19 protein-coding genes are annotated in these 21918 nt (G+C 65.4%); 2 read left to right on the top strand and 17 right to left on the bottom strand.

The features are described from left to right. From PMES_RS16635 to secE, 13 genes are all read right to left on the bottom strand, one after another. Positions 1–83 (bottom strand): GTP-binding protein (locus PMES_RS16635; protein WP_236549664.1); only part of this gene is annotated, 83 nt, incomplete at its 3' end. Positions 84–140: 57 nt separating this feature from the next. Further along, positions 141–2282: an elongation factor G gene (gene fusA / locus PMES_RS02045; RefSeq protein WP_159963871.1), complete on the bottom strand. Its 2142-nt coding sequence runs from the start codon at positions 2280–2282 to the stop codon at positions 141–143. 81 nt (positions 2283–2363) lie between these two features. Continuing rightward, entirely contained in the window at positions 2364–2834 is a 471-nt protein-coding gene (gene rpsG / locus PMES_RS02040; protein ID WP_159963870.1) for a 30S ribosomal protein S7, read from the bottom strand. Positions 2835–2846: 12 nt separating this feature from the next. Next, positions 2847–3218 (bottom strand): 30S ribosomal protein S12, encoded by a 372-nt coding sequence (gene rpsL / locus PMES_RS02035; RefSeq protein WP_008331617.1) that lies wholly within the window; start codon positions 3216–3218, stop codon positions 2847–2849. A 324-nt stretch (positions 3219–3542) separates the two neighbouring features. Beyond that, a complete protein-coding gene (locus PMES_RS02030) occupies positions 3543–4448 on the bottom strand; it encodes a DMT family transporter (RefSeq protein WP_159963869.1) in 906 nt (301 codons plus the stop codon). 142 nt (positions 4449–4590) lie between these two features. Next, positions 4591–8835 carry a DNA-directed RNA polymerase subunit beta' gene (gene rpoC, locus PMES_RS02025; protein WP_159963868.1) on the bottom strand — a complete coding sequence of 1415 codons (4245 nt, stop codon included), beginning with the start codon at positions 8833–8835 and terminating at the stop codon, positions 4591–4593. 80 nt (positions 8836–8915) lie between these two features. Continuing rightward, positions 8916–13058 carry a DNA-directed RNA polymerase subunit beta gene (gene rpoB / locus PMES_RS02020; RefSeq protein ID WP_159963867.1) on the bottom strand — a complete coding sequence of 1381 codons (4143 nt, stop codon included), beginning with the start codon at positions 13056–13058 and terminating at the stop codon, positions 8916–8918. Between the two features lie 239 nt (positions 13059–13297). After that, a complete protein-coding gene (rplL, locus tag PMES_RS02015) occupies positions 13298–13675 on the bottom strand; it encodes a 50S ribosomal protein L7/L12 (protein WP_159963866.1) in 378 nt (125 codons plus the stop codon). Between the two features lie 63 nt (positions 13676–13738). After that, complete coding sequence (rplJ, locus tag PMES_RS02010) at positions 13739–14257, bottom strand: 50S ribosomal protein L10 (RefSeq protein ID WP_159963865.1); 519 nt, start codon at positions 14255–14257, stop codon at positions 13739–13741. Positions 14258–14705: 448 nt separating this feature from the next. After that, positions 14706–15404: a 50S ribosomal protein L1 gene (gene rplA / locus PMES_RS02005; protein WP_159963864.1), complete on the bottom strand. Its 699-nt coding sequence runs from the start codon at positions 15402–15404 to the stop codon at positions 14706–14708. A 1-nt stretch (position 15405) separates the two neighbouring features. Beyond that, on the bottom strand, positions 15406–15831 hold the full coding sequence (gene rplK / locus PMES_RS02000; RefSeq protein ID WP_159963863.1) for a 50S ribosomal protein L11: 426 nt from the start codon (positions 15829–15831) through the stop codon (positions 15406–15408). A 315-nt stretch (positions 15832–16146) separates the two neighbouring features. After that, on the bottom strand, positions 16147–16680 hold the full coding sequence (gene nusG / locus PMES_RS01995) for a transcription termination/antitermination protein NusG (protein ID WP_159963862.1): 534 nt from the start codon (positions 16678–16680) through the stop codon (positions 16147–16149). A gap of 187 nt (positions 16681–16867) precedes the next feature. Continuing rightward, entirely contained in the window at positions 16868–17074 is a 207-nt protein-coding gene (gene secE / locus PMES_RS01990) for a preprotein translocase subunit SecE (protein ID WP_159963861.1), read from the bottom strand. A gap of 154 nt (positions 17075–17228) precedes the next feature. Here secE and PMES_RS01985 point away from each other — a divergent pair, with 154 nt between their 5' ends. Further along, positions 17229–17576 carry a DUF3140 domain-containing protein gene (locus tag PMES_RS01985; protein WP_159963860.1) on the top strand — a complete coding sequence of 116 codons (348 nt, stop codon included), beginning with the start codon at positions 17229–17231 and terminating at the stop codon, positions 17574–17576. 13 nt (positions 17577–17589) lie between these two features. Here the strand turns inward: PMES_RS01985 and argF are convergent, their stop codons facing one another. From argF to PMES_RS01965, 4 genes are all read right to left on the bottom strand, one after another. Further along, positions 17590–18516 (bottom strand): ornithine carbamoyltransferase, encoded by a 927-nt coding sequence (gene argF, locus PMES_RS01980; protein ID WP_159963859.1) that lies wholly within the window; start codon positions 18514–18516, stop codon positions 17590–17592. Positions 18517–18586: 70 nt separating this feature from the next. Then, positions 18587–19084 (bottom strand): GNAT family N-acetyltransferase, encoded by a 498-nt coding sequence (locus tag PMES_RS01975; protein ID WP_159963858.1) that lies wholly within the window; start codon positions 19082–19084, stop codon positions 18587–18589. After that, positions 19074–20258, bottom strand: coding sequence for an aspartate aminotransferase family protein (locus tag PMES_RS01970; protein ID WP_159963857.1), 1185 nt, complete (start codon positions 20256–20258; stop codon positions 19074–19076). Before PMES_RS01970 ends, PMES_RS01975 begins: the two co-directional genes overlap by 11 nt. A gap of 80 nt (positions 20259–20338) precedes the next feature. Next, entirely contained in the window at positions 20339–21142 is an 804-nt protein-coding gene (locus tag PMES_RS01965; RefSeq protein ID WP_236549662.1) for an ABC transporter permease, read from the bottom strand. A gap of 162 nt (positions 21143–21304) precedes the next feature. Between PMES_RS01965 and PMES_RS01960 the strand changes: the two genes are divergently transcribed. Further along, on the top strand, positions 21305–21880 hold the full coding sequence (locus PMES_RS01960) for a GcrA family cell cycle regulator (RefSeq protein ID WP_159963856.1): 576 nt from the start codon (positions 21305–21307) through the stop codon (positions 21878–21880). The last annotated feature ends 38 nt before the right edge of the window (positions 21881–21918 follow it).

The following is a 21918-nucleotide window of genomic DNA, read 5'->3' as shown; positions in this document are numbered from 1 at the left end:
AGCGTCGTCTTGCCGTGGTCAACATGGCCGATCGTGCCAATGTTAACATGCGGTTTGTTGCGTTCGAATTTTGCCTTCGCCATGATGGCCTCCTGTCAATTACGGGGGGCTGCGCGAGGGTCGCGCAGCCCGCTATTCGGTCAGGCGTATTTCGCCTGGATCTCTTCGCTGATGTTCTGCGGAACCGGCTCGTAGTGGTCGAACAGCATCGTGAAGTTCGCGCGGCCCGAAGACATCGAACGCAGGTTGTTGATGTAGCCGAACATGTTGGCCAGCGGCACGAAGGCGTCGATGACGATCGCGTTGCCGCGGCTGTCCTGCCCCTGCACCATCCCGCGACGGCTCGTCAGGTCACCGATGATCGAGCCGGTATATTCTTCCGGCGTGACGACCTCGACCTTCATGACCGGCTCGAGCAGCTTGGCGCCGGCCTTGCGCAGACCTTCGCGCATTGCCATCCGCGACGCGATCTCGAAGGCGAGAACCGACGAGTCCACGTCGTGGAACTTGCCGTCCAGCAGGGCGACCTTGAAGTCGATGACCGGGAAGCCGGCAAGCGGGCCGCTATCCATGACCGACTTGATGCCCTTCTCGACACCGGGGACGTATTCCTTGGGAACCGCGCCGCCGACGATCTTGCTCTCGAAGGAGTAGCCCTCGCCCGGCTCGGTCGGGGAAATCGCCAGCTTGACCTCGGCGAACTGACCCGAACCACCCGACTGCTTCTTGTGGGTGTAGGTATGCTCGATCGCCTTGCCGATGGTCTCACGGTAGGCCACCTGCGGGGCACCGATATTCGCCTCGACCTTGAACTCGCGCTTCAGACGGTCAACGAGAATGTCGAGGTGAAGTTCGCCCATCCCCTTCATGATCGTCTGGCCGCTCTCGAGGTCGGTCTCGACGCGGAAGGACGGATCTTCGGCCGCCAGACGCTGCAGACCGGTGGACATCTTCTCCTGGTCGGCCTTCGTCTTGGGCTCGACGGCGATCTCGATGACCGGATCGGGGAAGGTCATCGTCTCGAGGACGACCTGCTGCTGCGCATCGGACAGGGTGTCACCGGTGGTGGTGTCCTTCAGGCCGGCGAGCGCGATGATGTCACCCGCGAAAGCTTCGTCGATCTCTTCGCGGTTGATGGCGTGCATCATCATCATCCGGCCGATCCGCTCCTTGCGACCCTTGGTCGTGTTGAGCAGCGAATCGCCCTTCTTGAGCTTGCCCGAGTAGATCCGGGTAAAGGTCAGCGATCCGACGAAGGGGTCGTTCATGATCTTGAACGCGAGACCCGAGAAGGGTTCGTCGTCGTCGGCATGACGCGCGATGTTCCGGGTCTCGGTCTCGTCATCGGGGCTGAAGCCCATGTAGGCGGGAACGTCGAGGGGACCCGGCAGGTAGTCGATGACCGCGTTGAGCAGGGGCTGAACGCCCTTGTTCTTGAACGCGGAGCCGGCGAGCACCGGGACGAAGGACATGCTGAGCGTGCCCTTGCGGATCAGGCTGCGAAGCGTCGGGAGATCGGGCTCCTCGCCCTCGAGATACTTCTCCATCGCGTCGTCGTCCATCTCGACGGCGAGCTCGATCAGCTCGGCACGCATGGACTCGGCCTGCTCGCGCAGGTCTTCACGCACGTCCTGAACGACCCAGGAAGCACCGAGATCCTCGCCCTTCCAGACCCATTCCTTCATCGTGACCAGGTCGACGATGCCTTCGAGCTTGTCTTCGGCACCGATCGGCATCTGGATCGGAGCGGGCGTGGCGCCGGTCCGGTCCTTGATCATCTTGACGCAGTTCCAGAAGTCGGCGCCGATCTTGTCCATCTTGTTGACGAAGACGATGCGCGGAACCTTGTAGCGGTCGGCCTGGCGCCAGACGGTCTCGGTCTGCGGCTCGACGCCGGCATTGGCGTCGAGAACGGCGATCGCACCGTCGAGCACGGCGAGCGAACGCTCGACCTCGATGGTGAAGTCGACGTGGCCGGGCGTGTCGATGATGTTGAAGCGGAACTTCGCCTCCTCGGGCGTGTCACCGTAGATGCCGGTCGTGGTCTGACCGTCCTCGGTGCGGAACCAATGCGTGGTGGTCGCGGCGGACGTGATCGTGATGCCGCGCTCCTGCTCCTGCTCCATCCAGTCCATCGTGGCGGCGCCGTCATGGACTTCGCCGATCTTGTGGGACTTGCCGGTGTAGAACAGGACCCGCTCGGTGCAGGTGGTCTTGCCGGCGTCGATATGCGCCATGATACCAAAGTTGCGGTAACGTCCTAGGGAATAGTCGCGGGGCATGAACTGCGTCCTCGTGTTACTGTGCCGCGGGAACGCGGCGTGGCCGGCCGGCGGCCCGAATGGCCGCGCGGCAAGCCGGAATTACCAGCGGTAGTGGCTGAACGCCTTGTTGGCATCCGCCATCTTGTGGGTGTCTTCGCGCTTCTTGACCGCGGAGCCACGACCATTGACCGCGTCGCTCAGCTCGCCGGCGAGACGCTCTTCCATGGTGTTCTCGTTGCGGGCACGGCAGGCGTTGATCAGCCAGCGGATCGCGAGAGCCTCGCGGCGCTCGGGGCGCACCTCGACCGGAACCTGGTAGGTCGCACCACCGACGCGGCGCGAGCGGACCTCGACACTCGGCTTGATGTTGTCGAGCGCCTCGTGGAAGGCCTCGACGGGGGACTTCTTGAGGCGCTGCTCGACCCGGTCGAACGCATTGTAGACGATGCGCTCGGCGACCGACTTCTTGCCGTCGACCATCAGGTTGTTCATGAACTTGGTCAGCACCGTATCGCCATACTTGGCGTCGGGCAGGATTTCGCGCTTTTCGGCGGCGTGACGACGGGACATCTGATCTTCCTCTTACTTCGGACGCTTCGCGCCGTACTTCGAACGACGCTGCTTGCGGTCCTTGACGCCCTGGGTGTCCAGAACACCGCGAAGGATGTGATAGCGGACACCGGGAAGGTCTTTCACCCGGCCGCCACGGATCAGGACCACCGAGTGCTCCTGAAGGTTATGCGATTCGCCGGGGATGTAGCTGATGACCTCGTAACCATTGGTCAGGCGCACCTTGGCAACCTTCCGCATGGCCGAGTTCGGCTTCTTCGGCGTGGTGGTGTAGACGCGGGTGCAAACCCCACGCTTCTGCGGGCAAGACTCCAGGTGCTGCGACTTGGAGCGTTTCACTTTCGGCTGCCGCGGCTTGCGGATCAGCTGTTGGATCGTTGGCATTCCGGTTCATTCCCCGTGTTGCAACACATTGTCCCGCAGACACGCGGGCGGTTCTTCCTGCCTCGCGCGTATCGCGAAGCTGACTTCACCGGGATGCGCGCATCCCGGCAGGCATTCGGCGCGTCACGCGTCCGCAAAGCGCAAACACCGCATTGCTCCCCGTCAGGGAACACGCGGCGGGTATCCAGAGGATCGGAGCGCGGAGCCCGGATCGTGACCACTTCGGTTCTGTAAAGGGCGTTGCGAGACGAAAACCCGCCACCCGAGTGGCCGCCGTATAAGCGGAGTCGCGGGGGGTGTCAACACTCCCCCCCGCGCCCTCCCCTAGCGCAGGCGCAGCGGGACGGGCGACGGATGTACGCGGCGCAGCTTGCGCTCGCGCGACAGGGTGAAGAGGCCGGTTCCCACGATGACTGCCGCCCCGGCAAGGGTCAGCCCGGATGGCCAGTCACCGAAGACCGCCAGCCCGAGGATCAGAGCCACGAGCAGCGAGACATAACGGAATTGCGCGACCACCCCAAGCTCGCCGATCCGCATCGCCGAAACCGAGAAGACGTAGCCGGCCAGCACGAAGCCGGTCGCGCCCGCGAGTTGGAGCGCGGCCACGGGAGGCAGCGGAACCCACCCCTGGAAGAGCGATCCGATGCCGGCGGCGATCGTCACGCCCACTGCCGCGGCGAGCGCGACGCTGAGTGATGGCAGACCGCGCGACATCCGCCGCGCCGCGAGATCGCGCACCGTCACGCATAGCACGGATGCCAGTGCCAGGAGGGAATGCCCGGTGAATCCCTCCCCGCCCGGCCGCACGATCAGCAGCACCCCCGCGAAACCGACGGTGATCGCGGTCAGCCGCCGCCAGCCGAGCGCCTCACCGAGAAAGAGGGCACCGGCCAAGCTGACCGTCAGGGGGATCGCCTGCAGAATGGCGGTCACGTTGGCGATCGGCATGTTGAAGAGCGCCGTCAGGAAGAAACCCGCTGCCGCGATCTCGGCGCAGGTGCGCAGGAGGATCAGCCAGCCGTCGCGCGCCGAGGGCCGGTGCCGCAACCCTCCGCTGGCCCAAGCCAGAAAGAGGAGCATGACCGTCACGCCGCTGCCGCGCAGGAAAACCGCCTCGAAAAGGGGCACGCTCGACGAAAGCGCCTTCATGCAGGCATCGTTGATGGTGAAGGCGGTCATGCTTCCGGCCATCAGGATCGCACCGCGCGTGTTGTCGCTCAAAGCTAACATCCGCCCCGTGTAGCAGCCGCCCCGCGCACCCGCCAGACGCATCGCGGACGGCGGGTATGAACCCATCGCCGTGGAACGAGAAACGCCCCCGCCCGTGAAACGGGCGGGGGCGCGGGAATCGTCGCGGGACGCGGAACGCGCCTTATTCGTCGCGGCTCTCCGGTGTCTCGACGAGACCGCTGTCATACTCGTCCCCGTCCATCGGCTCTTCGACCGGGGCGGCCAGCGCCGCCGCGGCCTCGGCCTCGGCCTGGGCTGCCTTGAGCACCTTGAGGTCGCGCTCCGCGGCGATGCGCCGGGTCTTCTGGGTCGCGCCACCGGTGCCCGCCGGGATGAGCCGGCCGACGATGACGTTCTCCTTGAGACCGACGAGCTTGTCGCGCTTGCCCTGGACCGAAGCCTCGGTGAGCACGCGTGTCGTCTCCTGGAAGGAGGCAGCCGAGATGAAGCTGCGGGTCTGCAGCGACGCCTTGGTGATCCCCAGCAGGATCGGCTCGCCCGTTGCCGGACGGCCACCCTTCTTGATCGCCTTCTCGTTCGCCTCGTCGAACTCGGACTTGTCGACATGCTCGCCCTTGAGCAGCGTCGTCTCACCCGAATCCTGGATCTCCCATTTCTGGAGCATCTGGCGGACGATGACCTCGATGTGCTTGTCGTTGATCTTCACGCCCTGGAGCCTGTAGACCGCCTGCACCTCGTCGATCATGTAATCGGCCAGCGCCTCGACACCCATGATCGACAGGATGTCATGCGGCGCGGGATTGCCGTCCATGATGTAATCGCCCTTCTGGACATAATCCCCTTCGGTGACGGGGATGTGCTTGCCCTTCGGGACCATGTATTCGACCGGCTCGAGGCTGTCATCGGACGGCACGATCGCGATCCGGCGCTTGTTCTTGTAGTCGCGCCCGAACTTCACGTAGCCGTCGATCTCGGCGATGATCGCGTGGTCCTTGGGACGGCGCGCCTCGAAGAGTTCGGCCACCCGCGGCAGACCACCGGTGATGTCCTTGTTCTTCGTTCCTTCGCGCGGGATGCGCGCCACGACGTCACCGGCCTTGACCTGCGCCCCGTCCTCGATCGACAGGATCGCATCCACCGACATCGGATAGGTGACCGGGTTGCCCTGGTCGTTGCGCACGGGTTCGCCATCCTCGCCGATGATGATGATCTCCGGCTTCAGCTCGTTGCCCTTGGGCGCCGAGCGCCAGTCGGTCACGATCTTCTGGGTCATGCCGGTGGCATCGTCGGTATCGTCACGAACCGAAAGGCCGGTGACGAGATCGACGAAGCGCGCCGTGCCGGACTTCTCGGCGATGATCGGCAGGGTATAGGGGTCCCATTCGAAGAGCTTGTCGCCCCGCGCGATCTGCGCGTTCTCCTCGACATGGACCTTGGTGCCGTAGCCGAGCTTGAAGCTTGCGCGCTCATTGCCCTGCTCGTCCATGATGGCGAGCTGCATGTTGCGGCCCATCACGATCGCCTCACCGGCCTCGTTGGTCAGAAGCTGGGCGTTGCGGAATTCCGCACGGCCCTCCTGGCCTGCCTCCTGGAAGGACTGCTGGCCACCCTGGGCCACGCCGCCGATGTGGAAGGTCCGCATCGTCAGCTGGGTGCCCGGCTCGCCGATCGACTGCGCCGCGATGATGCCCACGGCCTCGCCCTGGTTGACCATCGTGCCGCGCGCAAGGTCGCGGCCGTAGCACATGGCGCAGACGCCCTCCTCGGCCTCGCAGGTCAGCGGGCTGCGGATGCGCGCCGATGCAAGGGTCGAGCTTTCGATCAGGTCGGCGGTGCGCTCGTCGATGAGCTCGCCCTCGGCGACCATCACCTCCTGCGTCACCGGATCGATGAGCTCCTCGGCGGCAACCCGGCCAAGCACGCGCTCGCCCAGGGACGCCACGACCTCGCCATCGTTGACCGCCGCCTCGGCGGTCACCGCGCGGTCCGTGCCGCAATCGGTCATGCGCACGATGCAGTCCTGCGCCACGTCGACGAGACGGCGCGTCAGGTAGCCGGAGTTCGCCGTCTTGAGCGCCGTATCCGACAGGCCCTTCCGCGCGCCGTGGGTGGAGTTGAAGTATTCAAGAACGGTTAGACCTTCCTTGAAGTTCGAGATGATCGGCGTCTCGATGATCTCGCCCGACGGCTTGGCCATCAGGCCGCGCATGCCGCCCAGCTGCTTCATCTGGGTGACCGAGCCACGAGCACCGGAATGGGCCATCATGTAGACCGAGTTCGGCTCGGCTTCGGAGCCGTCCTCGTGGGTGCCCGGGGTCGAGATGGTCGTCATCATCGCCTCGGTGACCTTGTCGTTACACTTCGACCAGGCGTCCACGACCTTGTTGTACTTTTCGCCCTGGGTGATCAGGCCGTCCATGTACTGCTGCTCGAAATCCTTCACCTGGTCGCGCGTCTCGTCGACGATCGGCCACTTGCTCTCGGGGATGACCATGTCGTCCTTGCCGAAGGAGATCCCAGCCTTGAAGGCCTCGCGGAAGCCCATCGTCATGATCTGGTCGCAGAAGATGACCGACTCCTTCTGGCCGCAATAGCGGTAGACGGTGTCGATGACCTGCTGCACTTCCTTTTTGCGCAGCAGCCGGTTCACCAGCTCGAAGGGCGCGCGGTTGTTGAGCGGCAGGAGCGCGCCAAGACGCACGCGGCCCGGCGTCGTCTCGAAACGCTGCACGACCTCGTTGCCCTCGGCATCGACCTGGCGCAGGCGCGCCTGGATCTTGGCGTGCAGATGCACTTCCCCGGCGTCGAGCGCGTGCTGCACCTCGTCCACGTCGGAGAAGATCATCCCCTCGCCCTTCATCCCCTCGCGCTGCATGGAAATATAGTAGAGGCCGAGGATCATGTCCTGCGACGGCACGATGATCGGCGCGCCGTTGGCGGGCGAAAGCACGTTGTTCGTCGACATCATCAGGACACGGGCTTCGAGCTGTGCCTCGAGCGACAGCGGCACGTGCACGGCCATCTGGTCACCGTCGAAGTCGGCGTTGAAGGCCGAGCAGACGAGCGGATGCAGCTGGATCGCCTTGCCCTCGATGAGCACGGGCTCGAAGGCCTGGATCCCGAGGCGGTGGAGGGTCGGCGCGCGGTTGAGCATGACGGGATGCTCACGGATCACCTCGTCAAGGATGTCCCAGACCTCCGGACGCTCCTTCTCCACGAGCTTCTTGGCCTGCTTCACGGTCGAGCTGAGGCCCTTGGCCTCGAGCCGCGAATAGATGAAGGGCTTGAAGAGCTCGAGCGCCATCTTCTTGGGCAGACCGCATTGATGCAGCTTGAGCTCCGGGCCGGTCACGATGACCGAGCGGCCGGAGAAGTCGACGCGCTTGCCCAGAAGGTTCTGGCGGAAGCGGCCCTGCTTGCCCTTGAGCATGTCCGACAGCGACTTCAGCGGGCGCTTGTTTGCACCGGTGATGACGCGGCCACGGCGGCCGTTGTCGAAGAGCGCATCAACGGATTCCTGCAGCATCCGCTTCTCGTTGCGCACGATGATATCGGGCGCGCGCAGCTCGATCAGCCGCTTGAGGCGGTTGTTGCGGTTGATGACGCGGCGATAGAGGTCGTTGAGGTCAGAGGTCGCGAAGCGGCCACCGTCCAGAGGCACCAGCGGGCGCAGCTCGGGCGGGATGACCGGAACGACCGTCAACACCATCCACTCGGGACGGTTGCCGCTCTCGAGGAAGTTCTCGACGATCTTCAGACGCTTGATGATCTTCTTGGGCTTCAGCTCGCCGGTCGCTTCCTTGAGCTCCTCGCGCAGGCGCTCGGCCTCCGCCTCGAGGTCGATCATGGAAAGCATCTCGCGGATCGCCTCGGCACCGATATTGGCGGTGAAGGCGTCCATGCCGAACTGGTCCTGGGCATCCATGAACTCTTCTTCGGTCAGCATCTGACCATAGGTGAGATCGGTGAGCCCCGGCTCGATGACGACGTAGTTCTCGAAGTAGAGCACACGCTCGAGATCGCGCAGCGTCATGTCGAGCATCAGGCCGATGCGGCTGGGCAGCGACTTGAGGAACCAGATATGGGCGCAGGGCGCGGCCAGCTCGATATGGCCCATCCGCTCGCGGCGCACCTTTTGCAGCGTCACCTCGACACCGCATTTCTCGCAGACGACGCCGCGATATTTCATCCGCTTGTACTTGCCGCACAGGCATTCGTAATCCTTGATCGGACCGAAGATGCGCGCGCAGAAGAGACCGTCACGTTCGGGCTTGAACGTGCGGTAGTTGATGGTTTCGGGCTTCTTGATCTCGCCGAAGGACCAGCTGAGGATCCGCTCGGGGGAGGCCAGCGATACCTTGATCTCGTCGAAGGTCTTGGGAGCGGCCAGCGGGCTGAACGGGTTGGTTGTCAGTTCCTGGTTCATTTTCACACCTTGGGTAAATGGGCAGCGAAGGGGATGGGCGCGCCGCAGCGGCGCGCCCCGAGGTCAGACGGCGCGTGCCGTTATTCCTCGTCCTCCTCGGCGTCCAGGAGTTCCATGTTGAGGCCCAGACCGCGGACCTCCTTGACGAGAACGTTGAAGGATTCGGGCACGCCCGCCTCGAAGTTGTCCTCGCCCTTGACGATGCTCTCGTAGACCTTGGTCCGGCCGGCGACATCGTCGGACTTCACGGTGAGCATCTCCTGCAGGGTATAGGCGGCGCCGTAGGCCTCAAGCGCCCAGACCTCCATCTCCCCGAAACGCTGACCGCCGAACTGCGCCTTGCCGCCCAGTGGCTGCTGGGTGACGAGGCTGTAGGGCCCGGTCGAACGCGCGTGGATCTTGTCATCCACGAGGTGATGCAGCTTCAGCAGGTACTTGATGCCCACGGTGACGCGGCGGCTGAACTCCTCGCCGGTCCGCCCGTCGAAGAGGCGCGACTGACCCGAAGTGTCGAACCCTGCGCGGCGCAGCGAGTCGTTCACATCCGCTTCCTTGGCCCCGTCGAAGACCGGGGTGGCAATCGGAACGCCGCGAACGACGTTGCCGGCCGCCTCCAGCAGATGGGTCTCGTCCATCTGCTCCAGCCCCTCGTCATAGACGTCGTCACCGTAAGCCAGGCGCATCGCTTCCTTGACCGGGGTGATGTCCCCGGAGCGGCGATAGCCCGAAAGCGCATCCTCGATCTTGATCCCCAGGCCGCGCGCGGCCCAACCCATGTGGGTCTCGAGGATCTGGCCGACATTCATGCGCGAGGGCACGCCCAGCGGGTTGAGCACGAAATCGACCGGGGTGCCGTCCTCGAGGAAGGGCATATCCTCCATCGGAACGACCTTCGAGATGACGCCCTTGTTGCCGTGACGGCCGGCCATCTTGTCGCCCGGCTGAAGCTTGCGCTTCACCGCGACGAAGACCTTGACCATCTTCATCACGCCCGGCGGAAGATCGTCGCCCCGGCGCACTTTCTCGACCTTGTCCTCGAAGCGAGCATCGAGCGCCCGCTTCTGGGCCTCGTATTGCTGGTTCAGCGCCTCGACGATCTGCGCGTCCTGCTCCTCGCCGAGCGCGAGCTGCCACCACTGACCGCGGCTCAGCTGATCGTCCAGCAGCTCCTCGGTGATCACGGTGTTCGGCTTGACCCCACGCGGACCCTTCACGGCGGTCTTGCCGAGGATCAGGTCACGAAGACGGGCGTAGATGTTGCGATCGAGGATCGCCAGCTCGTCGTCACGGTCGCGCGCCAGACGCTCGACTTCCTCGCGCTCGATCTGCAGCGCCCGCTCGTCCTTCTCGACGCCGTGCCGGTTGAACACCCGCACCTCGACGATCGTGCCGTAATCTCCGGGCGGAAGGCGCAGCGACGTGTCGCGCACGTCGGAGGCCTTCTCGCCGAAGATGGCGCGCAGCAGCTTCTCCTCGGGGGTCATCGGGCTCTCGCCCTTCGGGGTGATCTTGCCCACGAGGATATCCGCCGGTCCGACCTCGGCACCGATATAGACGATGCCAGCCTCGTCGAGGTTGCGCAGGGCTTCCTCGCCGACATTGGGGATGTCGCGGGTGATCTCTTCCGGCCCGAGCTTGGTGTCACGCGCCGCGACCTCGAACTCCTCGATATGGATCGAGGTGAACACGTCGTCACGGGTGATCCGCTCCGAGATCAGGATCGAGTCCTCATAGTTGTAGCCGTTCCAGGGCATGAAGGCGACGACCACGTTCTTGCCGAGGGCCAGCTCGCCCATGTCGGTCGAGGGACCATCCGCGATGACCTCGCCCTTCGAGACCATGTCGCCCACCTTCACCAGCGGACGCTGATTGATGCAGGTGTTCTGGTTCGAGCGCTGGAACTTGCGCAGACGGTAGATATCGACCCCGGCATCGCCAAGCTCGAGATCCTCGGTGGCGCGCACCACGATCCGGGTGGCGTCCACCTGGTCGATGATGCCGCCGCGCGCGGCCATGATCGCGGCGCCCGAATCGCGGGCCACGACTTCCTCGATGCCGGTACCGACAAGCGGCGCCTCGGCCTGCAGGAGCGGAACCGCCTGACGCTGCATGTTCGAGCCCATGAGAGCACGGTTGGCGTCGTCATTCTCGAGGAACGGAATGAGCGAGGCCGCGACCGAGACCAGCTGCTTGGGGCTGACGTCGATCAGGTCGACATTCTCGTTGGGCGCCAGCGTGTAATCGCCGGACTGACGGGTGCTGACCAGGTCGTTCACGAAGCGGCCGTTCTCGTCGAGATTGGCGTTCGCCTGCGCCACGGTGTGACGCATTTCCTCGGTGGCGGACATGTAATGGACCTCGTCGGTCACCTGCCCGCCCTTGACCACCCTGTAGGGGGTCTCGATGAAGCCGTACTTGTTGACCCGCGCGAAAGTGGCGAGCGAGTTGATCAGGCCGATATTCGGGCCTTCCGGCGTCTCGATCGGGCACATCCGGCCGTAATGGGTCGGGTGGACGTCCCGCACCTCGAAGCCGGCGCGCTCGCGGGTCAGACCGCCCGGCCCGAGGGCCGAGAGGCGCCGCTTGTGCGTCACTTCGGAGAGCGGGTTGGTCTGGTCCATGAACTGCGACAGCTGCGAGGAGCCGAAGAATTCACGCACCGCGGCCGCGGCCGGCTTCGCGTTGATCAGGTCCTGCGGCATCACCGTGTCGATCTCGACCGAGGACATGCGCTCCTTGATGGCGCGCTCCATGCGCAGCAGGCCGACGCGGTACTGGTTCTCCATCAGCTCGCCGACCGAACGCACCCGGCGGTTGCCCAGATGGTCGATGTCGTCGATCTCGCCGCGCCCGTCGCGCAGGTCCACCAGCGCCTTGATGCAGGCGACGATGTCCTCGCGGCGCAGCGTGCGCTGCGTGTCCTCGGCATCGAGGTCGAGACGCATGTTCATCTTGACCCGGCCGACGGCCGACAGGTCGTAGCGCTCGCTGTCGAAGAAGAGCGTGTCGAAGAGGTTGCTGGCCGCCTCGACGGTGGGCGGCTCGCCGGGCCGCATCACGCGGTAGATGTCCATGAGCGCGGTGTCGCGGCCCATGTTCTTGTCGGCGGCCATGGTGTTGCGCATGTAGGGGCCGACATTGATGTTGTCGATGTCGAGCACGGGAATGTCGGTCACGCCGGCATCCATCAGCTCCTTGAGCGTGCCGCCCGTGACCTCGCCGTCCTTGTCCGTCTCCCAGGTCAGCTCGTCGCCGGCCTCGACGTAGATCGCGCCGGTTTCCTCGTCGATGATGTCCTTGGCCGCGAAACGTCCGATGATCTGGTCGAAGGGCAGCAGGACGCGGCTGACATTGCCCGAATCGATCATCTGCTTGACCGCGCGGGGCGTGATCTTCTTGCCGGCCTCGGCGATGACCTCGCCGCTATCGGCATCCACCAGGTCGTAGCTCGGACGGGTGCCGCGCACGCGCTCGGGGAAGAAGCGGGTGACCCAGCCCTTGTTCTTCTCGAGGGTGAAGTCGACCGTGTCGTAATAGGCGTCCATGATCGCTTCCTGGTCCAGCCCGAGGGCATAGAGCAGGGTTGTCACCGGGAGCTTCCGGCGGCGGTCGATCCGCGCATAGACGATGTCCTTGGCGTCGAACTCGAAGTCGAGCCAGGAGCCGCGATAGGGAATGATCCGGCAGGCGAAGAGCAGCTTGCCCGAGCTGTGCGTCTTGCCCTTGTCATGGTCGAAGAACACGCCGGGGCTGCGGTGCATCTGGGAAACGATGACCCGCTCGGTGCCGTTCACGACGAAGGTGCCGTTGGGCGTCATCAGGGGCATGTCGCCCATGAACACGTCCTGCTCCTTGATGTCCTTGACGGATTTCGCGCCGGTATCCTCGTCGATATCGAACACGATCAGGCGCAGCGTCACCTTCAGCGGTGCGCTGTAGGTCATGTCGCGCTGCTGGCATTCCTCGACGTCGTATTTCGGCTTCTCGAGCTCGTAGCGCGAGAATTCGAGCACGGCTGTCTCGTTGAAATCCTTGATCGGGAAGACCGACTGGAAGACGCCCTTGATCCCCTCGCCGTCCATCGGCTCGGGCTGGTCGCCCGAATTGAGGAAGAGGTCATAGCTGGATTTCTGAACCTCGATGAGGTTCGGCATCTCGAGCACTTCACGGATCTTGCCGTAATATTTGCGCAGACGCTTCTGGCCGAGGAAACTGGACGCCATAGGGAAAGTCACCTTTTCTTTTCGCCGGTCCATCGGCCGCCGGGCTACGGGCGATGGGCCTTTACGAAACGGGGGGCCGGATCAATACCTGGCGGCCTTCCCACAGGCCACCTCCCGATCCGGCACCGCTCCTTAGGAAGGACCGCGGACGGCCCTTTCTGAGACGCGGACGGCTGGCCCCGGCATCCGGGACCAGCCTGACAGTCATGCGCGGCGCGGGGCGAGCCCCGCGGCGGCGATCACTTGAGTTCGATCTCGGCGCCAGCGGCTTCGAGCTTGCTCTTGATCTCTTCGGCTTCGTCCTTGGAGACCTGCTCCTTGACGGCCTTGCCACCGGCTTCGACCAGCTCCTTGGCTTCTTTCAGGCCAAGACCGGTGATCGCGCGGACTTCCTTGATCACGTTGATCTTCTGAGCGCCGGCCGACTTCAGGATGACGTCGAATTCGGTCTGCTCCTCGGCGGCGGCACCGCCACCATCGGCCGGACCGGCCATCATCACGGCGCCGCCGGCGGCGGGCTCGATACCATACTCGTCCTTGAGGATGGTTTTCAGTTCTTGTGCTTCGAGAAGGGTAAGACCCACGATCTCTTCGGCGAGTTTCTTCAGATCAGCCATTGTTCAGTTCCGTTCTTTTCAGTTGTGTTCCAACGTCGGGGGACGCATCCCCCTGCGCGAGGCTCAAGCGGCTTCCGCTTTTTCCTCGATTGTCGAAAGGATGCTCGCGATGTTGCTTGCAGGCGCGCCAATGGCCCCGGCGATGTTGCTGGCAGGTGCGACGATGCAGCCCACGATGGAAGCGATAAGCTCCTCGCGCGACGGCAGGTCGGACACAGCCTTGACACCGGCCCGGTCCAGAGCCGTTTCACCCATTGCGCCGCCGAGGATCTCGAATTTCGAGTTGTCCTTGGCATAGCCTTCCGCGACCTTGGCAGCAGCCACGGGGTCTTCGGAATAGGTGAGAACGGTCATACCCGTGAGAAGATCGGACAACGAAGCGTTGGCCTTGCCTTCAAGAGCGATCTTGGCGAGCTTGTTCTTGGCAACGCGAACGGAGCCGCCGGCTTCGCGCATGCGCGAGCGGAGGTCCTGCATTTCGGCAACCGTGAGACCCGCGTAGTGGGCGACCACTACAACGCCAGAGCTTTCGAAGATCTGGCCGAGTTCCTCGACCACTTTCTCTTTCTGGGCTCTATCCACAGTTTCACTCCAAGGTTGGAAGGGTTTCCCCCTCCGGCTCTGTTTTGCCGGCAGATGCCAGCGTTCAGGTCCGCTTAACGGGGCTGAACCAAGAACGCCCGAGGCGCAGCCCCGGTCAAACTGGTCTGTACCCGCCTCGGGTTGGATATTAAGGACACGCGGATGCGGCCACCTACCGTCTCGGACGACACGCCCCCGGTCGCGACGAATCACGCCCGGGAATGCGAGATCGCTGTCTAGACCGCGATGCGAAGATTTCCAACCCCAAATTGTCGGCAATTGCCGGGACCACTCGATGGGGACCCCGCCATCCCCAGACACCGCCCTGCCCTGACCCTGGCCGGGGACGGGGACGGGGACGGCCTCGCCCGCTGCGGGCCTGAATGAAAACGGGCGCGCCCGAAGGCACGCCCGCGATCGAACCCTGTCCCGCGAGGGGACGGCGCGATCAGTTGCCGGTGGCGTTCGCCACGTCGACGCTGACGCCGGCGCCCATGGTCGAGGTCAGGAAGACCTGCTTCATGTAGGTGCCCTTGGCGCCGGAGGGACGCGCCTTGCCGACGGCCTCGACGAAGGCACGGATGTTCTCGGCGAGCTTGCCCTCGTCGAAGGAGGCCTTGCCGACGCCGGCATGGATGACACCGGCCTTCTCTGCCTTGAACTGCACCTGGCCGCCCTTGGCCGCCTCGACGGCCTCCTTGACGTCCATCGTCACGGTGCCGATCTTGGGGTTCGGCATCAGGTTGCGCGGCCCGAGGATCTTGCCTAGGCGGCCGACGATCGGCATCATGTCCGGGGTCGCGATGCAGCGGTCGAAGTTGATGTTGCCACCCTGGACCTGCTCCATGAGATCCTCGGCGCCCACCACATCGGCGCCTGCGGCCTGGGCTTCCTCGGCCTTGGCGCCGCGGGCGAAGACGGCGACGCGGACGGTCTTGCCGGTGCCGTTGGGCAGGGTGACGGTGCCGCGGACCATCTGGTCGGCGTGGCGCGGATCGACGCCGAGATTCATCGCGATCTCGATCGTCTCGTCGAACTTGGCCTTCGCGTTGCCCTTGACCAGGCTGACGGCCTCCTCGACGGAGAGATTTTCCGCGCCACTGACGGCTTCGCGGATGGAGCGGGTGCGTTTTCCGAGTTTGGCCATCTTACTTCACCTCGATTCCCATGGAGGACGCGGAGCCCAGGATGATCTTCATCGCGCTGTCGACGTCATTCGCGCTCAGATCCTTCATCTTGGCTTCGGCGATCTCGCGGACCTGCTTGACGGTCACGGTGCCGACGGTCTGCCGGCTCGGCGTCGTCGCGCCGGACTTCAGGCCAGCGGCCTTCTTGAGGTAATAAGACGCGGGCGGCGTCTTGATTTCCATCGTGAAGGACTTGTCCTGGTAGTAGGTGATCACGGTCGGGCACGGCGCGCCGGGCTCCATGTCCTGCGTGCGCGCGTTGAACGCCTTGCAGAACTCCATGATGTTGATGCCGCGCTGACCCAGTGCCGGGCCGACGGGGGGGGACGGGTTCGCCTGACCCGCCTTCACCTGCAGCTTCATGCTGCCGATCTTCTTCTTGGCCATGAGGCCTCTCCTTTTCGATCAACTCCCGCACCGACGCGTCGGAGGGGATTGCGTTGCCGTGGTCGGGTCGGGCGATCGCGATCACCCTTCCTCCCACGCCCCGACCCCGCCATGACGGCGGCGATTGCCGGGATGCGGCTGCCTAGCGGCGCGCGGCGGGCGCGTCAAGTCCGCGGCGCGGCGAGCAGGGTGATGGCGGCGCGGGTCCCGGATGGCGCGCCGCGGTGCGCGCCGATTGCAAAAAGGGCGGCCGTGCAAACGGTCCGCCCTTTGAAGGGGCGCCGGCCGCGCCCCGCAATTCCGTGGAAGACCGTCTCAGCCCTGCTTGGTCACCTGGGTATACTCAAGCTCGACGGGCGTCGCGCGGCCGAAGATCGAGACCGACACCTTGAGGCGCTGGTTGTCGTCATCGACGCCCTCGACCATCCCGTCGAAGCCCTCGAAGGGACCGTCGGAGACCTTGACCTTCTCGCCGATATCGAAGCTCACGAGGGTGCGCGGCGATGCCTCGCCCTCCTCGACGCGGTTGAGGATCTGGTTCACCTCGCTGTCGCGCATCGGCATCGGGCGGCCATGCGGGCCGAGGAAGCCGGTGACGCGGTTGATCGAGTTGATCAGGTGATAGCCGTGATCGCTCATCTCCATGCGCACGAGGACATAGCCTGGCATGAAGCGGCGCTCGGTCGGGACCTTCTTGCCCCGGCGGATCTCGATGACTTCCTCGGTCGGGACCAGGACTTCCTCGATTTCTTCCTCGAGGCCCGCCTCGGCGACGGCGGTGCGGATCTGCTCTGCGATCTTCTTCTCGAAGTTCGACAGCACGCTAACCGAATACCACCGTTTCGCCATGTTGAACCTCTGTCCTCTATGCTCCGGGCCTGCACCGGGAACGCGTTCGAATGATGCGGCGACTGCCGCCCCGCGCAACGGCACCGTGCGATTCTGCGGTGAAAGGCACGGTGTGTCGGGGGGTGGCCAGCGTTTAACCGCCGCCCGCGGCGAGTTCAAGCACCGAATGGAACGCTTGCCAGAGGCCTCAGCCGAACATGCCCAGAAGCGCCTGGAGGCCGGTGCGGATGATCAGATCGACGAAGAAGAAGAAGATCGCCGTGATCGTCGCCATAACGAAGACCATGGCCGTGGTCAGGATCACCTCGCGGCGGGTCGGCCAGACGACCTTGGCGACCTCTGCCCGCACCTGCTGGATGAACTGAAGCGGGTTGGTTCTGCTCTTGGCTGCCATGATCGGGATCCTCTTTGCGCTTGGGGGCAGATACGCGAGCAGGGCGGCGAATTCAAGCCCGCTGCATGGCGGTGGGAACCGCGCCCGCGCGCGCCGCGCTGTGCGGTGAAGGCTCGCTGTTCCGGGCGGGCGAAGCTGCGGAGGGAACGTGCCGATGGCAAAGTCGCATGACGAGATCTGGGAGGAATGGGGTCGCCTCGTGAACATGGCCCCCAAGGAGATCGAGGAATTCCTCGAAACCGAGGAGAGCCGCTCGGTCGGTGACAGCTCGGATGGCGAGAGCACCGGACACAAGTCCGGACGGCGCATCGTCGAGATCAAGCGCACCAGGAAGGACGCGCTCACCGATGCGCAATGGGACCACATGGGCAAGGTCGTGGGCTACATCAAGCGGCATTGCGCGCAAGGCCCCCGGAAGGACATCGAGACGAGCGACTGGCGCTATTCACTGATGAACTGGGGCCACGACCCCCTGGCGGAGGGAGGCTGCGCGGCGGATTGACGCCCGCCGGGCCTCAGAGCCCGAGGCACCAGCGCATCACCGCCTTCTGCGCATGGAGGCGGTTCTCGGCCTCGTCGAAGATCACCGAATGGGGCCCGTCCATCACCGCGCTGGTCGCCTCGTCGTCGCGATGCGCGGGCAGGCAGTGCATGAAGAGGGCATCGGGTTTGGCCCGCGCCATCAGCGCCTCGTTCACCTGGTAGCCGCGCAGCTGGTTGTGGCGCCGCTCGCGGGCGCTTTGCGGGTCATGCATCGACACCCAGGTATCCGTGACCACCAGGTCGGCCCCCTCGACGGCACGGCCGGGATCGCGCTCGATCTCGATCGACGCGCCGGCCTCGCGCGCGGCCTCGATGATCGCACGGTCGGGATCGAGCGGCGACGGGCCGGTGAAGACGAGATCGAAGCCGAACTGCGCGCTGGCCTGCGCGAAGCTGGCGAAGACGTTGTTGCCATCGCCAGACCAGACGACCTTGCGCCCCCTGATCGGGCCGCGATGCTCCTCGAAGGTCATGATGTCGGCCATGATCTGGCACGGATGGGTGCGGTTGGTCAGCCCGTTGATGACCGGAACGCTCGCATGCTCGGCCATCTCTTGAAGCGTGGCCTCCTCGAAGGTGCGGATCATGATCAGATCGACGTAGCGCGACAGCACCCGCGCCGTGTCGGCGATCGTCTCGCCATGGCCGAGCTGCATGTCGCTGCCCGACAGGACCATCGTCTGGCCGCCCATCTGGCGCACGCCGACATCGAAGCTGATCCGGGTGCGGGTCGAGGGCTTCTCGAAGATCAGGGCCACCATCCGCCCCTCGAGCGGGGTCTGCGCATCGCACATCCCCTTGGGCTGCCCCCGGCGCGCATCCTTCATGGCACGGGCATGGTCGATCATCCGGCGAAGATCGGCGGTGGGCGTGGGAAGGATGTCGAGGAAATGGGTCATGGCTGTCTTTCGCATCGAATGTCTGGGAGGAAAATCGCCGCCGCGCTGGCCGGCAGGAGGATCGGTATCGTCATCTGGGCCTCAGCGTCATCACGCGGACCGGACGGCCCTCGGCGTCGCGCGCGGCGCCCGCCCCCGAGAAACCGGCCCGCCCGTAAGCGGCGATGGCGCGGGCGTTGCCCGGCGCGGGATCGACCGCGACGAGCGGCGCACCCTTCGCCGCAAGCCGCAAGGCACGCTGGCGCAGGAAGGCTGCGGCGTGGCCGCGCCCCAGGTAGGCCCGATCGCCGAGGAAAGCGTCCATGGCGCGGGTGCCCTTCGGCAGATGCGCGTAATGGGGCATCGTGCAGGAATGGGCGTCGTAATCCTGCACATAGGCGAAGGGGTACCCCTCATGCTCGACGATGCGCATGTCCGCGTCACCGCCGGCAGCCCATTCACGCATGATCTGGGCCCATTCGGTGTCGGCATCGCCCCACCAGCCTTCCATGTGCGGCTCGGCCAGCCAGCGATCGAAGAGCCGCCGGTCATCGGCGACCAGCGGCCTGAAGCGGTACTCACCCGGCATTCGTCCCGATCCGTGCCGCGGCGCGGTCGAGACGCGCGAGGGCCTCGCCGATCTCCTCGAGGGTGATGTTCAGCGGCGGCAGCAGGCGCACGACGTTATCGGCGGCCGGCACCGCGAGCAGGCCCTCGTCATGCCCCGCCTGCACCAGGTCCGCCGGCGCGACCCGGCATTTCAGCCCCAGCATCAATCCCTCGCCGCGCACCCCCTCGAACACTTGCGGATGGCTGGCCACCAGCCCCTCGAGCCCCTGGCGCAACCGGCCCGCGCGGCTGCGCACGCCCGCGAGGAACTCCTCGTCCGCGACGATCTCCATGACCTTGGCGCCCACCGCGCAGGCCAGCGGGTTGCCGCCATAGGTCGAGCCATGCGTGCCCGCCACCATGCAGGCCCCCGCCGCCTCGGTGGCCAGCACCGCCCCGAGGGGAAAGCCGCCGCCGATGCCCTTGGCGACCATCATGATGTCGGGGGCCACGCCCGCCCATTCATGGGCGAAGAGGCGGCCCGTCCGGCCCATGCCGCATTGCACCTCGTCGAAGATCAGCAGCGCGCCGATCTCGTCGCACAGATCGCGCAAGCCCTTGAGGCATTGATCGGGGACGGGGCGGATGCCCCCCTCCCCCTGCACCGGCTCGATCAGGATGGCCGCCACGTCGGGCTCGGCGGCCGCTTCGCGCAACGCGTCGTGATCGCCCCAGGCAAGCTGCGTGAAGCCCGGCAGGAGCGGTCCGAAACCCTTGGTCATCTTCTCGGTGCCGACGGCGGCGATCGCGGCCGAGGAGCGGCCGTGGAAGGCCCCCTCGAAGGTCAGGATGCGGGTTCGCTCGGGCTGACCCTTCTCGAACCAGTGACGGCGCGCCATCTTCACCGCGAGCTCCATCGCCTCGGTGCCCGAATTGGTGAAGAAGCAGGTGTCGGCGAAGGTGGCGTCGACCAGCGCATCGGCGAGGCGCTGCTGGGCGGGAATGGTATAGAGGTTCGAGACATGCCAGACGGCCTGCGCCTGCTCGGTCAGCGCGGCAACCAGGTCAGGATTGGCATGGCCCAGCGCGTTCACCGCGATCCCGGCCCCCATGTCGAGAAAGCGTCGCCCGTCCTCGCTCTCGAGCCAGACGCCGGTTCCGCGGGTGAAGGCGAGCGGCGCACGGTTATAGGTCGGCAGGATCGTCGGGATCATCGGAACGGCCTTTCTCAGCGAAAGACCGATAGGTGCCAGCGGCCCGGTGCCGTGTCAACGCCGCCGGGCCGCCGCGCGCGTCAGGCCTTGAGCCTGTAGCCCTTGCGGAACCAGTGCCAGCACAGCGCAAGCACCAGCGCCGTGACCGCCAGCACCACGGCGAGGCCGAGCCAGGGCGAGCTGTCGGAGCGGCCGATGATGCCGTAGCGCACCCCGTCGATCAGGTAGAAGACCGGGTTGGCATGGGTCAGCCAGTACATGGCCGGTGGCAATGTCTCGATCGAGTAGAACGTGCCCGACAGGAATGACAGCGGGGTGATGATGAAATTGGTGATCGCCGCCATCTGGTCGAACTTCTGCGCGAAGATGCCGGCAATCATCCCGAGCCCCCCGATCAGCGAGGCGCCGAGCAGCACGAAGACCAGCGTCCAGATCGGATGCGCCATACCGACCCCGAGCGTGAGCGCCATCGCCACCCAGATCGCGGTGCCGACCACCAGCCCGCGCCCGACCGAACCGGCGATGTAGCCGATGACCAGCTCCAGCGGCGAGAGCGGCGGCATCAGCGTGTCGACGATGTTGCCCTGCACCTTGGAGACCATAATCGAGGAGGAGGAATTGGCGAAGGCGTTCTGGATCACCGTCATCATCAGGATGCCGGGCGCGAGGAAATGCACGAAGGACACCCCCATCACGTCGCCCCGGCTGGGCCCGATGGCAAGGGCGAATACCGTCAGGAAGAGCCCCGCCGTGACCAGCGGGGCGAGCAATGTCTGTGTCCAGACAGCGAGAAAACGCCGCACCTCGCGCTCGGCCAGCGTGGCCAGCCCGACCCGGTTCCAGCGGCCGAACCGCCGCGTTCCCATCTTAGCGCCCTGTGCCATGCCGCGTCCTTTCCAATACCTGCGCGCTTGTAACCGCGCGCCGCGTGACTAGAATAGGGGTCTGCCGGAATTCTCAACCCCGAGAGTTGCGGACAGCCAAGAAGCGATACGGCCGAAGGTGCGCCATTCCGGCGCGGCCTTCGCATTTCTGCGAGGTATGCAATGTCCTGGACTGACGAGCGGGTCGAAACACTCAAGAGAATGTGGGGCGAGGGCCAGTCGGCCAGTCAGATCGCCAAGGATCTCGGCGGCGTGACCCGCAACGCGGTCATCGGCAAGGTCCACCGCCTCGGCCTGAGCAATCGGGCCGGCGTGGTCCCGGCGGACGCCGCCGCTCCCCCCGCCCCGGTGGAAGCCGAGGCGGAGACCCCCGCCCCCCAGGCACCCGCCGCCGAAGCTCCCGAGCCGGCAGGCGCGGAGCCCGAGGAGGAGGAGGCCGCGAGCCCGATCCCGGCACGCAAGCAGATCATCCCGGCCGGGCAGCCCCTGCCCCCCCAGCCCTCCGCCAACGAGATCAGCCCCGAAGCCCTCGCCTCGGTGCGCGAGGTCGAGAAGGGCGCCAAGCGGCTGAGCCTGATGGAGCTGACGGAGCGGACCTGCAAATGGCCGGTGGGGGATCCTGCCACGGAGGATTTCTGGTTCTGCGGGCTTGGCGTGCAGAGCGGCAAGCCCTATTGCGAAGCCCATGTCGGCGTCGCGTTCCAGCCGATGAGCAGCCGGCGCGACCGGCGCCGGTAATCGCGGCCCTTGGGAAGGCGGCGCATAGGGCACGGCAA

The organism is Profundibacterium mesophilum KAUST100406-0324 (genome assembly GCF_009835145.1).
Classification (GTDB): Bacteria; Pseudomonadota; Alphaproteobacteria; order Rhodobacterales; family Rhodobacteraceae; genus Profundibacterium; species Profundibacterium mesophilum.
This window is presented reverse-complemented; position numbering and strand designations above follow the sequence as displayed.

Excerpts from the sequence above, each read along its gene's own strand:
- argF (WP_159963859.1), bottom strand. The coding sequence starts at position 18,516 with ATGACCCATTTCCTCGACATCCTTCCCACGCCCACCGCCGATCTTCGC.
- rplL (WP_159963866.1), bottom strand. The coding sequence starts at position 13,675 with ATGGCTGATCTGAAGAAACTCGCCGAAGAGATCGTGGGTCTTACCCTT.
- rplA (WP_159963864.1), bottom strand. The coding sequence starts at position 15,404 with ATGGCCAAACTCGGAAAACGCACCCGCTCCATCCGCGAAGCCGTCAGT.
- rpoC (WP_159963868.1), bottom strand. The coding sequence starts at position 8,835 with ATGAACCAGGAACTGACAACCAACCCGTTCAGCCCGCTGGCCGCTCCC.
- PMES_RS01965 (WP_236549662.1), bottom strand. The coding sequence starts at position 21,142 with ATGGCACAGGGCGCTAAGATGGGAACGCGGCGGTTCGGCCGCTGGAAC.
- nusG (WP_159963862.1), bottom strand. The coding sequence starts at position 16,680 with ATGGCGAAACGGTGGTATTCGGTTAGCGTGCTGTCGAACTTCGAGAAG.
- PMES_RS02030 (WP_159963869.1), bottom strand. The coding sequence starts at position 4,448 with ATGTTAGCTTTGAGCGACAACACGCGCGGTGCGATCCTGATGGCCGGA.
- rplK (WP_159963863.1), bottom strand. The coding sequence starts at position 15,831 with ATGGCCAAGAAGAAGATCGGCAGCATGAAGCTGCAGGTGAAGGCGGGT.
- PMES_RS01960 (WP_159963856.1), top strand. The coding sequence starts at position 21,305 with ATGTCCTGGACTGACGAGCGGGTCGAAACACTCAAGAGAATGTGGGGC.
- PMES_RS01985 (WP_159963860.1), top strand. The coding sequence starts at position 17,229 with ATGGCAAAGTCGCATGACGAGATCTGGGAGGAATGGGGTCGCCTCGTG.
- fusA (WP_159963871.1), bottom strand. The coding sequence starts at position 2,282 with ATGCCCCGCGACTATTCCCTAGGACGTTACCGCAACTTTGGTATCATG.
- secE (WP_159963861.1), bottom strand. The coding sequence starts at position 17,074 with ATGGCAGCCAAGAGCAGAACCAACCCGCTTCAGTTCATCCAGCAGGTG.
- rpsG (WP_159963870.1), bottom strand. The coding sequence starts at position 2,834 with ATGTCCCGTCGTCACGCCGCCGAAAAGCGCGAAATCCTGCCCGACGCC.
- PMES_RS01970 (WP_159963857.1), bottom strand. The coding sequence starts at position 20,258 with ATGATCCCGACGATCCTGCCGACCTATAACCGTGCGCCGCTCGCCTTC.
- rpoB (WP_159963867.1), bottom strand. The coding sequence starts at position 13,058 with ATGGCGTCCAGTTTCCTCGGCCAGAAGCGTCTGCGCAAATATTACGGC.
- rpsL (WP_008331617.1), bottom strand. The coding sequence starts at position 3,218 with ATGCCAACGATCCAACAGCTGATCCGCAAGCCGCGGCAGCCGAAAGTG.
- PMES_RS01975 (WP_159963858.1), bottom strand. The coding sequence starts at position 19,084 with ATGCCGGGTGAGTACCGCTTCAGGCCGCTGGTCGCCGATGACCGGCGG.